Genomic DNA, 14,015 nt, shown 5'->3' with positions numbered 1-14,015 from the left:
TTCGATTCTGCACGCTGATACTCGATATTCGTTTCCTGTAACTACCGATACTGAACCATATGTACTCGCGTCCCAACAATGTTTCGCCAACAAAAGGACATGCTATGAACGTTCAGATTATATCGTTTCACTGTGTTCTTAAAAACAAACTGGGGCAGGTTATCAGCTCAACGTACAACCGTGACGTGATGACGGCGGCTCCGGGGCCGGAGCATGCATTGCCGGGCCTTTCTGACGGGCTTAAAAATCTTCGCAAAGGTGAAAAGCGCCAGATTGAATTAAGCGCGGCCGATGCTTACGGGTACTACGACACCACGAAAGTTTTGGAAGTGGCCCGGGAATCTTTGGTGGGCAGTCCGAAATTGAAAGTCGGTGAAAGCATTCTGTTTGCCCGTGAAGGCAAGAAAGCGGAAAAGTTCCGGGTGACGGAGCTTTCTCAGGACCGCATCACTCTGGATGCCAATCATCCTTTGGCGGGACAGGATCTGATTTTCGAAATTGAAGCTCTGGAAGTCCGTGAAGCGACCCCTGAAGAGGTTCAGGACTCGCTGCCGGAAGAAGACACCGGGGACCGTCTGCATTGACCGGTGAGTAAGGCCTTAAGGCAGCAGTTGCCACAGTCTTAAAGAGTTTTTGTAGTGATCATCATAGATGCCGGCAATCGGCAGTAGTTCGTGCAGTACCAGCAGTCTTTTTTGTTTTATATCCAAAGATTTCCATGCGGATCTGGAAACGACGATTCTGGGCGGGATCGTCAGGGGTTGGTTGACGGCGGCCACTTCCCTTCCATCCAGAGTCAGAACTTCCATCGAGGCAACTAAAACCTCATTGCGGGCATTTTCCAGAACTTCGCGCTGGATGGCCGCTTCATTTTCCAACGGCAATCTTTGCGGCAGTTGTTTCAGCGTCGAATCCACAACAAATAAAAATTCCGCAGCATAAGGATCACCGCCATTTGTTTCCTGGCCATCCTGCAAAGGTGATGCGTGGGTGGAAAATCCCAAAGACATGAAAGCTACCAATAGAGTGAAGGCGAACTTCATACGGTCTCCTCTTTGATCGGATACAGGGCGCTGCTGAAGTTATAAACTGCGTTCAGCTGATTTTTTCTTTTCTCTGCCAGACGGTGAATTTTAAGGCGCGCTTCACGAATGATCTCTTTCATCGCGGGAATGTCATCGGTGTGAATTGCCACCGTCAAAGTGCTGTTGTCGCGTTTTTCCATTGGAACTTCTTCAATCGCTGTCTTAGCCATTTCCAAATACTTTTTCTGCAGATTGCGGCGCAGTTCGGTGGTGTAAGGAATTTGCACTGTTGTCAGGTTGGAAGGCGTGTAGCCTGCGTCCTCGGAATTCTTTTGCAGAATCTGATGGCTGTGCAGATAGCCGATCGTCTGTTCCAGTTCCGGCAGGGACATTTCAAAAAGGCTTGCCAGCAGAGGAAGTTTTTCAGTGGCCTTGGGAAGCTTCAGTGCCTCCAGCAGAATCGGGTGAGCCCAACTGTAAGTGGATTCAAAGAATTCCGGATTCATGGGATTGAAAGAATTTGTTTCGCTGACCGAGCTTCGCAGGGCCATGGCTTCTTCCGGAGCCAGCTTCATGCACTCCACCCATTTTGCGACGGTTTCGTCCGCGGGCACACGCAGCCCGTTCAGAACTTTGGATAAAGAACTTGGGTCCGTCTTCAGCAGGCGGGCAAAAGATCTCAGGGAAAATTTCGGGTTCTTTTCCTGACGCTTCTTCAGTTGGTTTTGCATGAATTTCTGTACGCTCATGGAACAATTAATTCATGAGTCTGCTTTGCATTTAAACAAAAAAGTGAATCGAGCCGTGGAAATGTGGCTTTAACGCGAGCCACATGTTGCGTTGCGATGCGCTCTGGGTGGGGCTTTGCTGGCTGGACGAAGGCCTTTTGTGTGCGATTTCAAGTCTTCTAAAAAGCATTTCCACAACATTACGTGGCGACTGGATAGAGCAACACTGAGAAAAATCCGAACATTTCTTTAGATTGAAATAGCAGCACGTTTAACGACGGAGTCAGGGATGTTTTGGATTGTGACTTTCGCAATATCATTTGTGGTTGTGGTTACCACCGGATGCTCTATCGAGGCCCGTGTTTGGGACATGAACAATGTGCTGACTCCGGTGCCGGCGGAGATTCGTCACGACAAAGACTATCAAAGCACTGAAGTGGCCGTTTCTGGTCATTATCAGGTTCAAGGACAAATTGCAGAGACAACGGAAAGACGGATTAGCGGGAACTACGTTGTAGAAGGGGTTATCGCTTATGAATAAATCCATGTTGTTGGTGTTGAGTCTGTTAATGCATTCTTCATTGTCCTTGGCTCAGACCAATGGCAACAAGGGGATTACTTTCCAGGGTGTTATTAAAGACACCTCCAATCCTGCAAGTCCCACGTTCCCCTCTGTGACATCCAATGTGATGGTGCAGATCCTGGGACTTCGTAGTGATGGCAATTCCTGCATTCTTTGGGAAGAACTGCATTCCGGTGTGCAGATTGAAAAAGGATATCTTTATCTGGTTGTGGGGCGCGGGAATAAAACTGCAACTTCGGCCTTGAGCTTTAAGGATGTCTTTAATGACAAGTCCAAAACCGGGCTTACCTGTTCCAATGGCTTTACGGACTATGTTCCACAGGCGACTGACAGTCGCAAGCTGCGTGTTGTGGTCAGCAGTCTGGGAATCACTGCGGATTTCAACATGCGATCGGCACCATTGGCCGTGCATGCGGAAAGCGCCGGCAGCGCGGAAACTGTGAATGGAAAGTCCTCGGCGGATTTTATCAACGTCAATGCACCGCTGGGATTGACTCAGACCGCAGCTGAAGCCTGGTTTGGCAGTTCGGTGATGGCGAATCTTCTGGCGGGCACTTACAGTTCCTCGACAGCGGTCACCGCAGGCAATGTCACAGGTGTTGTGGCTGTGGCTAACGGCGGTACGGGCTCCAATACCGTCGCAGCGGCGCGCACTAATCTGGGTTTGGGGCCATTGGCAACAATGACTCCGTCGGGGACCGCAGATGCCACCACTTATCTTCGCGGTGATGGGACGTGGACGGGGCTTCCTTCTGCACCGACATTGGCAGGTGACGTCAGTGGTGCTGTGGGCTCAAATACCGTTGATAAAATCAAGGGTACGGCAGTGAATACGTCCATGATGGTAAATGGTCACTTTCTGCGTTTTGATAGCGGGGCATGGATCAACGGTGCTTTGGTGGCTGCGGATGTTCCTGCTTTGGATTGGTCGAAAATCACGACAGGCAAACCAACCACTCTGGCAGGATATGGCGTCACTGATGCCGTCAGTAAAAACGGCGACACGATGGCTGGTGCCTTGAACATGGGCTTTAACGACCTGACTGCAACAGGCTATATTTTGATGAGCCCGCAGCGCGCCCTGGGTTTGGGAACTTACACGAATGCACAGGAAACCACTTTGACCGGGGGGCTTTCAACAAGCCACAAAGGTTACACTTGGTATAACAGTGAAGCCAATCAGGTGAAATTCTGGAACGGAACCACGGTTCAGGCGCTGGGAATTGCCGGTTCCGGAATTACAAGCCTGGGTGGTCAGACGGGTGGGGCGCAGGCACTTGCGAACGGCACAGCTGGTACGGCACCGGCCTGGGTGTCAGGGTCCAATACTCATACATTGAATATACCTATGGCGGCGACGGGTTCGGTGACTGCGGGATTACTTAGTAACACCGACTATGCGGCATTTGCGGCGAAGCTCGGGACCGCGACCACCTTTGGTGGTGAAGTCTCGGGAACTTACAATGCAATTACTTTAAATACGGTTCCGATTTCAAAGGGTGGTACGGGGCAGACGACGGCGGTAGCCGCATTTGGTGCATTGTCTCCGCTGACCACCAAAGGAGATATGCTTGTTCATAATGGGACTGCGAACCAGCGTATGGCGGTCGGTTTCAACGGAAAGGCGTTGATCGCCGATAGTGCTGAAGTTTCCGGGGTAAAATGGGGTGATATTTTTGCCACGGACCTGCTTTCGATGGTGACTACGGGGATCGTTCAGCGCAACAGTGCCGGTTCTTATTCAGCGGTGACGGTAAATGCACCTTTGACCTACGCCTCGGGAATACTGGGCGTAAACGTTGGTACTGCGGCAGGTAGTGTTGCCGCCGGGGATGATTCCCGCGTCACAGGGGCTTTGCAGCGCAGTGGTGGCACGATGACCGGCGCGCTGGGAATGGCGATCCACACCAATGCTCAGGAAGCAACCCTGGTGGGGACTTTGAATGCGACTCACAAAGGTTATGTCTGGTTCAACAGTGACGCCAATCAGGTAAAAGTCTGGAATGGAACTGCAGCTCAGGCACTGGACATTGCCGGATCAGGCATTAATTCTTTCGCGGGTCAGTCTGGAAGTTCCCAGTCTTTGGCAGTTGGAACAACTGGAAATTTTCCTGCGTGGAGCTCGGCTTCAAATACACACACACTGAACATTCCAATGGCTTCGACAGCGTCAGTGACGGCAGGTCTTATCAGCAAGACGGACTATGACAACTTCAACGGTAAGTTGTCTGCTGCGATCACGTCCCCGTTGACGGGTCACCATCTGCGATACAATGGTTCAGCTTGGGTGAATTCTCTTGTGAATCTGAGTTCAGATATCAGTGGCACCTTGTCGATTTCAAATGGCGGAACAGGCGCAACCACGGTGGGGACTGCGCGAATCAACCTGGGACTTGGCACTGTGGCAACCCGGGACACCGGAGCGGCTTCAGGTAATATTCCGGTCATCGGGGTTTCGGGAATCACCGGTAATAAAATGTGCACCTCTGATGGAGCGAACTCGATCATCTGTAACACGAATATACCAGCAAGCCAGTGGGTAACCTCAGGTTCAGACATCTATTTCAACGCCGGTAAGGTGGCGATTGGCGCAGCCGTCGCGGACCGAAATCTTTCTGTGACAAACAACTCTGCCGGACAAGGTACGATGAATGTTCAGAACAGCAGTTCCAGCGGCTTTAGCTCGGTGGAGTTTTTCAATTCCGGCGGTGTGGCTGAAGGCTTCGTTGGCTGGGCGAACAGTGGCGCCAGTGGAGTTTCCAATGCCGTGGTGCTTGGGTCGGGTGGTGTTCGTCCCATCACATTGTTTACGAACAACACCAGAGTTTTGAATGCCTTTCCTTCGGGAAATGTGGGTATTGGTGTAAACAGTGATCCCGACGCAAAACTGAGAGTCAATGGCGTCATCGCTTCTGCTTTGGTGAATGATTCTTCACCTACAAGTATTGATATGGCTCTTGGGAACTATCAGCACACATCGACGGGTTGTTCAGGTGCCAGTTGGGATCTGGCTAATATGGTTGAAGGCACGACCTACACCATTGCCGTACAGAACAATACCCATACCGGCGCATGCAGCTTTACAAATTCCGGTTCGACCTTCCGCTATCAGCCCAGCAATGCAACACCAGCGCCGGGTCATGTGATTTACACTTTGATGAAGGTCGGCACTGTCATCTATGTTTCGTGGGTCGAGGGCTTTAACTAAGTGAAGAATTTTGGGGGGCCTATGCCTATCAGAATCCTGTCGGTTCTTTCAACGGGACTCATGTTGCTGCTGCCAGTGAATCTTTTCGGATTTGGTGGGGGACTTTGGCAGAAAAGGGATGTGGGGCTGCAGATTTTTGCAGGGCAGTTAAAAGCCGAAGCCATGATTGATGGACCTGTAGGTGGTGCAAGATTTCGTGAGCCCCGTGACGTCGCAGTGAATGCGGCTGGGGATATCTTCGTTGTGGATAGCAACGCGTCAGTCATACGTAAGATTTCCAACGGAGTTGTTTCTACATTTGCAGGAAGATTTGGGATCTTTGGTCATGCCGATGGGACAGGTCAAAGTGCAAAGTTCAGCTATCCCACAGGCATTACTATTGATAGCAGCGGAAATCTTTTCGTCACGGAAGGCAACAACCATACGATCCGCAAGATCACTCCAGCAGGTGTGGTCACAACTGTCGCCGGGGCCGCAGGCAATGCCGGAAGTGCGAACGGAACCGGGTCGGCAGCAAGATTCAACAGTCCCGAGGATATCACCGTTGCCTCTGACGGAAATTTCTATATATCTGACAAAAACAACAACATGATTCGAAAAATGACTCCGGCCGGAGTTGTGACAACGTTTGCGGGCGCAACTTCAGGAAGCTGTGGTGACGGAACCGGGATGTCCGCCAGATTCAGTTATCCGACGGGAATTGTGGCTGATTCAGCTGGCAATATTTTTGTGTCCAGTTCATCTTGCCGAACCATTCGCAAGATCACACCAGCAGGAGTGGTGACGACCTTTGCTGGGCAGGCCAATGTCAGCGGTTCTGATGATGGGACCGGCTCCGCAGCGACCTTCAACTGGCCCCAAGGGCTGGCGATTGATAGTTCGGACAACCTCTATGTTTCTGATACAGACAATACCGCCATCAGGAAAATCACACCCAGCGGAGTTGTAACAAGCTTTGCCGGAACTTACGGGGTTTATGGCAGTGCCGATGGGACGGGTGCGGCGGCCCAGTTTTCTTCACCGACCGGGATTGCCGCGGATGCCTCAGGCAATTTGTTTTTGACGGACTCTGCTGCAATGACGGTGCGAAAAATCAGCCCTTCCCGGGTGGTGACCCTGGTTGCGGGGACTCACAATTGGGATGGCGATGGTTCTGCTGACGGTGCTGCCAGTTCGGCGTCGTTTAACGACCCGGATGGAATTGCTGCGGATGCCGCTGGCAATTTCTATATCGCAGATACCGACAGCGGTACGATTCGCAAGGTGTCCTCTGCGGGGGTGGTTACGACAATTGCCGGAAGTCCTGGACTGACAGGAGCTGATGATGGCACGGGCTCTGCCGCCCGTTTTCAGTATCCGACTTTTTTGACTGTCGCTGAAGATGGCAACATTTATGTTGCCGACGAGTACCGCATCCGCAAGGTCACTCCTGCCGGAGTTGTGACAACACTGGCGGGCGGTTTTGGTGTTTCCGGCACCATTGATGGCACAGGTGCCGCGGCTCAGTTTGGTGGTGTCGCTGGCATTGTCAGTGATGGTGCCGGAAATCTTTATGTCGGAGATGCCGGAAACTACACAGTTCGAAAAGTGACATTGTCCGGAGTGGTAACCACTTTCGCCGGGCAAGCAGGTTTTCAGGGAAGCGCCGACGGGAACGGAACCAGTGCGATGTTCACCCGGATTGCGGGACTTGGCAGAGATTCTTCCGGAAACATCTTTGTGGCGGACGTGGACAATCAGCTTGTTCGAAAGATCACTGCTTCCGGCGATGTCACCACATTGGCGGGGACAGCGGGCGATATGGGTGATACAGATGGCACCGGGGGCAGTGCCCGTTTTTCCTATCCGCAAGGTATTGTTGTGGATCCGTCAGGGAATATTTATTTAACACAGTCTGGCACTTCAGCTATTCGCAAGATCACTCAGGCGGGTGTCGTGACGACAATCGCCGGAATAACCAGTTCAAATCCTGCGTATACGGGATCGATATCAAATGGCGGACGAAACTCTGAAATCGGGTTGGCCCGTCAAATTTGTGTCGTTGGAAGAAAGCTGTATTTTGTTGGCGATGACGTTGTGAAGTGGATTCCGCGTCCCTAGTTCTACCGGTACTTTTTGAAAATGCCTTCCAAAGTGCCGTTGGCCTTGATTGTGGCAATGGCTTTGTTCAGATCCTCAATCTTCAGCGCGGCGCTTTCGCGCACCCAGCAGCGTACGGGAACTTCTTCTGTCACCAGACCGTGTCTGTGAATTTTTGAGTTCTTATGATTTTTAAGATAATAGGCCAGGTGAACCTTTTCAACGATGGCGTAATTGAAGCGGGATCCTTCGAGCTTTTGCAGATTGGCCTCTTCATTTGAAGAATCGTCGCGAATCAGATCTCCGCCTGAAAACTTGTTTTGCAGACTGGGATAGTTGTACTTCAGGACGGTTCCGATTCTTTGTCCTTTTAATTCAGCCAATGACTTTGGTGGCGTGATGTTGGATGCAATCAGATTCATTGAAATAAAAAGTGGCTCGGACCAGTGAACTTCATCTTCACTGACATGCGCCCATTCTCGGGAAGTATAGCAGTTCAGGTCGGTCTTGCTTTTTTCGAAGGATTCTTTGATCCGGAACTTGGGTAAAACCTGAATCTCGATTTTCCGGTTCAACTCTTGCGCCAGGGCACGTATGTAGTCCGCTGTAATGCCGCTGGCTTCGCCGTTGGGGCCGGCAATGTACCAAGGTGCAGACATGTTTTCACCAATCACCGTTTTGAGTGGTGATTTAGCCTGAGCTTGTGTCGTCAGGAAAAATGGTAAAAGAAAAAGTACCTTGAAATGCACAAGGCATCTTAGTCTTCAAAATAGGGAATTTCAACTATCGCGCGAAATCCCTTGCGGGCAGAAATTGATGCTATCAGTGTCCGTACTGCCGAGATGTTCCTGCCCTTGGAACCTAAAATCTGACCAATGCATTCCTTGTTGAAATTCACTTGATAAATGGTGGTGCGTTCTCCAATTGCGGTGCTGACTTGGACGCTGGAGCTGTCGTTGACCAGCTCTTTCATCAGTTCCTGGACAAGCTTGCGTCCAGTTTCGCGGTGTTGGGACAAGTCGATTTCGATGGTGGTATTCATGAAGTCAGTTTATGCGGGAACGCTTGTGTTTGTGCAGGTGTCGCAGGAAAGAACGCGACTTTACGCGCATGAAACTGGGGCTTTGCAGACAAGCCCCGATACATCAGTTGGATTTTTCAATAGCAGACAGCGCCGTCCACAGCAACATCCCGCCACCAGTGAAGCTTGCAAGATCCTTCGTTGAATTCGGCACCAGGCGCAGTTCCGGCTTTTGATTGCGTGGATTGGTGCGGATCTCAAGGCGTGCACGGGAATAGCGACCTGGATTTTCCGGATCGATGAACAAAATCTCCTGAGTCGCGGAATTGGCGGCCACTTTCAGAACAAAGTGAAAGCCACGGATTTCATTTTCATCCAGGATAGGAATTCCCATGTCGCGTCCGCCGTCTCGTCCACCGCCATCACGGGGGCCACGGCCTCGACCGACGGGCATTTGTGGGCGGGGGCGGGAATCATAGCGCAACAGCAGAATCTGTGGTTTTGAAGAAAGCAGATCCTCGACAGTCAGTTCGGCTCCGCTGAAATAGCGGCCCTTGCCGTGATAGCGATTTGTCTGGCTGGTCAGTTGATCCAGATTCTGCAGATATTGAATCAATTGCGGTTCGATCAGGCCATGATTGACGTTCGTGCCTTGAGCAAGACTTGCAGCGGCGGCCTGTTCAAGCAGGTCAATCTGCTGGGATTTTGAAAGGGATTTTTTCTCAAGCTGCAACCAGTTCAAGGCACTGGTCGGACCACACAGGGAACTTGGCCCTGTGCCGGGAATCACCCCGCGCAGATAAAGTTCTTCATCGTTCTGATTCAGCATCAATGCCGGCAACCGGCTTTCATGCGGAAGCTCAAGGTCTGCAATAGCCAGCTGGGATACAAATAATAAAACAGCAAACAGACTTAAGCGCATTTGGACCTCTTAAACAGCCACGCATAGCTGTTGACCATAACAAAGGACCCCACAAGAAAGACCGAACCTGCCAGAATTGCATTTTGAATGCCGAAAAAGTCAGTCAGTTTGCCAATCCCAACGTGCATCAGAATCAGCATCAGGGAATCTGTCGTCATCATGTACGTCACAGCGGTATCCAGATCCTCGGGAAACTCGGATGAAATCCAGGAAATCGCCAAAGGATAGAACGGAGCTATGGCAAGGCCCGTACCCGCCAAAAACAGCGGATGAATATAAATACCCGCCAGCAATACCACCAAACAGATCACCGCCGAGGCAGACAGCAGAAAACGCGCCGACTGACGGAAATGAATCACGGCAAAGGCAAATCGTCCCAGCACCATGCACACAAAAAAGTATGTGACATAGATGCTGGATGATTCCATCGAGAAATCCCAGATTCTTTGCATGTAAAGCGCCAGACGCGAAGACACCATAATTTCGGCAGCGACGGCAAAACTTAACATGATGGCCAGGAACAACTGGGGCTTCAGGTTTTTTTGTTTGTTGGCGCGATGCTGATCATCGGTGACGGTTGAGCGGGTGTGCAGCGACTTGTGGCTGGGATGAAGCATGTAAAGGTACAGGGCCATCGGACCCACAGTGGCTGCTGCAAAGGTCCATCTCCAGCTTCCTGTCAGATATTCAATCGAGGCTGCCATAAGTGGAGCCATCAAACTTGCCAGGCCATACATGGTGTGAAGACCCGCCAGCATTCGCTGTTTGCGTTCAGGGCTTGAACCCATCGGAACCAGCACATTGGGCACCAGACCCAGAATCCCCATGCTGAAGCCAAAACCAAAACTGAAAACCAAAAACACCGGGAAGATCGGGGACACCGCAAGTCCCAGCAGTGAAATGATCAGCCCCAGAGTGCCCGCTTTCAAAACAGTCAGACGGTCAAAACGGCGCAAAAGATAGCGGCAGGCATAGCTGGAAATCAGCCCCGAGATATTGGAAAAAGCAAACATCAGCGAACCCATGCCGTCGCTGACCCCGAACTGTTTCAGGATTTCAGGAAATAGAGGCCCTCGGATGTTGTCGGTCAGGCCGAAAACAAACAGGCTGGCGTAGGATAGAAATATAAAGGGCCAAATCATGCTGGCCAATATAAAGGCCCGCGGGGGAAACACAAGGGGGGCTAAGGGGCACTGGATTCTTTGCAGTGTTGGTCAGGGCTTAGGCAGATGGTGTAAGAATTCCTGAAAAAGACTCTGAAGCCCCCTTAATGGGCACCCAATTATATGAAATCCCTAGGAAAAGGGGGGTGCTTGTGCTACAAACGCCGCACACATAATCCTTTAACCAACGGGATCAGCCTTAGTGAAGGTAAGGTCCCAGCTGTAACAAGCACGGCTGTAAAAAGCCAAGGAGCCCGAAGATGGAAGCAAACGCCGGCAGCACTCTTGCGCCCGTTAATTATTCTGACGACAACGTCGCCAAACCCCTTGAAAATCAACCTGTCAATTTTTACTCCCTGACACTGGAAGATCTGAAAGCCTATATCAAAAGCAAAGGCAAAGAGCAGTTCCGTGCTCAGCAGATTTTCAAATGGGTTTACGAACAGCGTGTGACTGATCCGGAGCAGATGACCAATCTGTCCAAGGAATTCCGTCAGGATCTTCCATCCATGCTTTCTTTCGAGCTGCCTCCGGTTCTTCAGCACTTGAAGTCGGTTGATGGCACCCAGAAATTCCTGTTCGACATGAAAGACGGCATGTCCGTTGAAGCGGTGGTGATTCCTTCCGAAGACCGTCTGACTTTGTGTATTTCCTCTGAAGTGGGCTGTAACATGGCCTGCAAATTCTGCTTTACCGGCAAACAGAAATTGAAACGCCGTTTGCGCACAGAAGACATCGTGGGTCAGTTCATGCAGGTTCACGACCGTTTGGCTGAAGGCCAGCGCATCACCAATATCGTATTCATGGGCATGGGCGAGCCGCTGGACAATCCGGAAGCAGTTTTCAAAACGATCGACGTGATTCATTCCCCATGGGGTATCAATCTGTCCCGCAAAAAGATCACGGTATCCACTTCCGGTATCGTGCCGGAAATGTGGCGTGTGGCTGATGCGAAGGTCCGCCTGGCAGTCAGCTTGAACGGTCCTAATGATGAGATCCGCACTCAGGTGATGCCAATCAATAAACGCTGGGACACCAAGACATTGTTGGAAGCTTGTAAAGAGCACTACCGTGTTTCCAAAGACAAGATCACTTTCGAGTACGTACTGCTGAAAGGTATCACCGATCAGTTGGAGCACGCTCGTCAGCTGGTGAAACTGGTGAAAGACGTTCCGTGCAAAATCAACATCATTCCGTTCAATGAACACCCGGGTTCTGGTTACGAGCGTCCTGATGACGACACGATCCAGGCGTTCCACACTGAATTGATGAATCTGGGCGCGCATGTTCTTCTTCGTCGCTCCATGGGTCGTGACATCTTCGCGGCTTGCGGTCAGTTGACGACGGTGAAAGAGCGTCCTCAGACGATGGATATTTCCAACTCTCGTCTGGCGGGTCTTCCTAAATACAAACGTGAACTTTTGGCTGCGCAAGAAGCAGAACAAAACAATCAACAATAGAGGTAACATTATGTCTGAAATTCTTGTTGTCGGCAGTCTGGCTTACGATTCCATTGAAACTCCATCCGGCAAAGTGGACCGTGCTTTGGGCGGTTCTGCGAACTATTTCTCTTTGGCAGCATCACTGTTTTCCAAAGTCCGTGTTGTTGGTGTGGTTGGTGAAGACTATGACCAGAAGGACTATGATCTTTTGAACAACCGTGGTGTGGATCTGGCGGGTCTGTCCAAAGTTCCGGGTAAAACGTTCCATTGGGCGGGTTCCTATGAAGGTGACCTGAACGAAGCAAAAACTTTGAAAACCGATCTGAACGTATTTGCGGACTTCAATCCGCAGTTGCCAGAACATTTCAAAGATTCTTCTTTCGTGTTCCTGGCAAACATCGCCCCGGAACTGCAATTGCAGGTTCTGGAGCAGGTGAAATCCCCTAAGTTTGTTGGCATGGACACCATGAACTTCTGGATCTCCATCAAAAAGGACAAGCTGATTGATGTTCTTAAAAAGGTGGATCTGGTTTTGATCAATGAAGGTGAAGCCAAGATGCTGACGGGCGCCGCCAATGCGATCTCTGCAGCTCCGATGATCACTGCTATGGGCCCTAAGGCTGTTGTTATCAAACGCGGTGAGTACGGCTTTGCGATGTACACGAAGGACGAAGGCTACTTCATCCTTCCAGCAATGCCGATCCCGACAGTTGTTGATCCAACGGGCGCGGGTGACACCTTTGCTGGTGGTTTCTTCGGTTATCTGGCAGCTCAGAAGGAAGTTCCAACTATCGCGAATTTGAAACAAGCCTGCATCATGGGTTCCATGATGGCTTCCCATACGATCCAGGATTTCTCTGTAAAAGCCTTGGCGAATGTGACTTTGGGCGATCTTGAAAAACGCCTGACTGAATACAAAAAAGTCATCACTGTTTAAGATCCTGTCAAAGGCCTCCACTCTGGAGGCCTTTTTTCTTTGTTAAGATGTTTTGTGAATTGAAGATAAATTGAACATTGTTTGTTACTGAAAGTCTGGTTTTTAGGCAAGAAGCAAACAAATTCTATTTAGACATATTTCGTGAATCTATGCCTTGCCGATGAATAGGGCATGAAAACATCTCTTTATTTAATAAGTGTTCTGTTTTTTGTGGCAGTGTCGACAGTCTCCTGTTCGGAAGAGCCAAAGGCTCTTGTCCCAACAGACTTGCCTAGCACAGAAACGCCGACAACAGGTGAAGGTGCAGTTGGAGTCGCACCAGCAGGAACGGCGTTGTATTTCCGACTCGGATTGCAATGGGAAACGGCTACGGATGCGTCGGCGTTCACAGACTGGCCGACCATGACAAGTTTGGGAGGTGATAAGTGCAATATCTCCGCGGCGTCGCCCCTGGCTCAAAGAACGATTAGTTGTGCGTTTTCTATCCCTGAGGCATAACTGTATTACAGTCACTTGCAGTTCAAAATGGGAACGACAGTTGCTTCGTCCTGTCCTATTCTGAAGTTTAGACCTTACACCTATATGCGTTCGAATTTGGGTATTGTTGCCGCCGATCCAGCAGCGACCCCACCGGTTGTTGGGCAACCAGGCTATACGGCACCCGACACCGAGGCGGCAGTATCCTGTGCCGGCGGTAAAGATAGTATTTGTTATGGAGGACCGGCCCCCATAATGGTTCCGGACTTCCCTCTGAACGACCATCTTTATTTTATGACTCATATAGGTCTGGAGAGTGCGTATAAGCTTAATTCGGAGAATTCACTTCGTTATGGAGTGAACCCCGATTTTTTGGACACAGTTAAAAGTTCACGGACTCCTTGTACTCGACTGGGCTCTTCATGCCAAG

At 50.6% G+C, this 14,015-nt stretch carries 12 protein-coding genes; 6 read left to right on the top strand and 6 right to left on the bottom strand.

Annotated elements, in window-relative coordinates; genetic code table 11:
* Window positions 1-104 precede the first annotated feature (104 nt).
* Window positions 105-584, top strand: coding sequence for an FKBP-type peptidyl-prolyl cis-trans isomerase (locus tag AC04MQ_RS18435; protein ID WP_475392789.1), 480 nt, complete (start codon window positions 105-107; stop codon window positions 582-584).
* 15 nt (window positions 585-599) lie between these two features.
* On the opposite strand, the gene AC04MQ_RS18430 is transcribed toward AC04MQ_RS18435, so the two are convergent.
* Entirely contained in the window at window positions 600-1,043 is a 444-nt protein-coding gene (locus AC04MQ_RS18430) for a hypothetical protein (protein ID WP_475392788.1), read from the bottom strand.
* Entirely contained in the window at window positions 1,040-1,774 is a 735-nt protein-coding gene (locus tag AC04MQ_RS18425; RefSeq protein ID WP_475392787.1) for a TIGR02147 family protein, read from the bottom strand. Before AC04MQ_RS18425 ends, AC04MQ_RS18430 begins: the two co-directional genes overlap by 4 nt.
* Window positions 1,775-2,042: 268 nt before the next feature.
* Here AC04MQ_RS18425 and AC04MQ_RS18420 point away from each other — a divergent pair, with 268 nt between their 5' ends.
* The 3 genes from AC04MQ_RS18420 to AC04MQ_RS18410 are packed head-to-tail and all read left to right on the top strand — an operon-like array spanning window position 2,043 to window position 7,644.
* A complete protein-coding gene (locus tag AC04MQ_RS18420; RefSeq protein WP_475392786.1) occupies window positions 2,043-2,294 on the top strand; it encodes a hypothetical protein in 252 nt (83 codons plus the stop codon).
* Complete coding sequence (locus AC04MQ_RS18415; RefSeq protein WP_475392785.1) at window positions 2,287-5,544, top strand: beta strand repeat-containing protein; 3,258 nt, start codon at window positions 2,287-2,289, stop codon at window positions 5,542-5,544. The genes AC04MQ_RS18420 and AC04MQ_RS18415 overlap by 8 nt, the downstream gene beginning before the upstream one ends.
* A gap of 21 nt (window positions 5,545-5,565) precedes the next feature.
* The gene (locus tag AC04MQ_RS18410; RefSeq protein ID WP_475392784.1) at window positions 5,566-7,644 is read left to right on the top strand and encodes an NHL repeat-containing protein; all 2,079 of its coding nucleotides are present in this window, start codon (window positions 5,566-5,568) and stop codon (window positions 7,642-7,644) included.
* Between the two features lie 2 nt (window positions 7,645-7,646).
* Here the strand turns inward: AC04MQ_RS18410 and AC04MQ_RS18405 are convergent, their stop codons facing one another.
* From AC04MQ_RS18405 to AC04MQ_RS18390, 4 genes are all read right to left on the bottom strand, one after another.
* Entirely contained in the window at window positions 7,647-8,282 is a 636-nt protein-coding gene (locus tag AC04MQ_RS18405) for a substrate-binding periplasmic protein (protein WP_475392783.1), read from the bottom strand.
* Between the two features lie 98 nt (window positions 8,283-8,380).
* Window positions 8,381-8,665 (bottom strand): KH domain-containing protein, encoded by a 285-nt coding sequence (locus tag AC04MQ_RS18400; protein ID WP_475392782.1) that lies wholly within the window; start codon window positions 8,663-8,665, stop codon window positions 8,381-8,383.
* 103 nt (window positions 8,666-8,768) lie between these two features.
* The gene (locus AC04MQ_RS18395) at window positions 8,769-9,566 is read right to left on the bottom strand and encodes a hypothetical protein (RefSeq protein ID WP_475392781.1); all 798 of its coding nucleotides are present in this window, start codon (window positions 9,564-9,566) and stop codon (window positions 8,769-8,771) included.
* Window positions 9,557-10,708, bottom strand: coding sequence for an MFS transporter (locus tag AC04MQ_RS18390; protein ID WP_475392780.1), 1,152 nt, complete (start codon window positions 10,706-10,708; stop codon window positions 9,557-9,559). The genes AC04MQ_RS18395 and AC04MQ_RS18390 overlap by 10 nt, the downstream gene beginning before the upstream one ends.
* Window positions 10,709-10,989: 281 nt before the next feature.
* Between AC04MQ_RS18390 and rlmN the strand changes: the two genes are divergently transcribed.
* A complete protein-coding gene (gene rlmN, locus AC04MQ_RS18385) occupies window positions 10,990-12,189 on the top strand; it encodes a dual-specificity RNA methyltransferase RlmN (protein WP_015089881.1) in 1,200 nt (399 codons plus the stop codon).
* A 10-nt stretch (window positions 12,190-12,199) separates the two neighbouring features.
* Entirely contained in the window at window positions 12,200-13,108 is a 909-nt protein-coding gene (locus tag AC04MQ_RS18380; RefSeq protein WP_015089882.1) for a PfkB family carbohydrate kinase, read from the top strand.
* Window positions 13,109-14,015 lie beyond the last annotated feature (907 nt).

This window comes from Bdellovibrio sp. MYbb2, from assembly GCF_056175685.1.
The sequence above is the reverse complement of the archived record's forward strand: the minus strand, read 5'-3'. Positions and strand labels throughout refer to the sequence as shown.

Excerpts from the sequence above, each read along its gene's own strand:
- AC04MQ_RS18435 (WP_475392789.1), top strand. The coding sequence starts at position 105 with ATGAACGTTCAGATTATATCGTTTCACTGTGTTCTTAAAAACAAACTG.
- AC04MQ_RS18420 (WP_475392786.1), top strand. The coding sequence starts at position 2,043 with ATGTTTTGGATTGTGACTTTCGCAATATCATTTGTGGTTGTGGTTACC.
- AC04MQ_RS18415 (WP_475392785.1), top strand. The coding sequence starts at position 2,287 with ATGAATAAATCCATGTTGTTGGTGTTGAGTCTGTTAATGCATTCTTCA.
- AC04MQ_RS18390 (WP_475392780.1), bottom strand. The coding sequence starts at position 10,708 with ATGATTTGGCCCTTTATATTTCTATCCTACGCCAGCCTGTTTGTTTTC.
- AC04MQ_RS18430 (WP_475392788.1), bottom strand. The coding sequence starts at position 1,043 with ATGAAGTTCGCCTTCACTCTATTGGTAGCTTTCATGTCTTTGGGATTT.
- AC04MQ_RS18425 (WP_475392787.1), bottom strand. The coding sequence starts at position 1,774 with ATGAGCGTACAGAAATTCATGCAAAACCAACTGAAGAAGCGTCAGGAA.
- AC04MQ_RS18405 (WP_475392783.1), bottom strand. The coding sequence starts at position 8,282 with ATGTCTGCACCTTGGTACATTGCCGGCCCCAACGGCGAAGCCAGCGGC.
- AC04MQ_RS18380 (WP_015089882.1), top strand. The coding sequence starts at position 12,200 with ATGTCTGAAATTCTTGTTGTCGGCAGTCTGGCTTACGATTCCATTGAA.
- rlmN (WP_015089881.1), top strand. The coding sequence starts at position 10,990 with ATGGAAGCAAACGCCGGCAGCACTCTTGCGCCCGTTAATTATTCTGAC.
- AC04MQ_RS18400 (WP_475392782.1), bottom strand. The coding sequence starts at position 8,665 with ATGAATACCACCATCGAAATCGACTTGTCCCAACACCGCGAAACTGGA.
- AC04MQ_RS18395 (WP_475392781.1), bottom strand. The coding sequence starts at position 9,566 with ATGCGCTTAAGTCTGTTTGCTGTTTTATTATTTGTATCCCAGCTGGCT.
- AC04MQ_RS18410 (WP_475392784.1), top strand. The coding sequence starts at position 5,566 with ATGCCTATCAGAATCCTGTCGGTTCTTTCAACGGGACTCATGTTGCTG.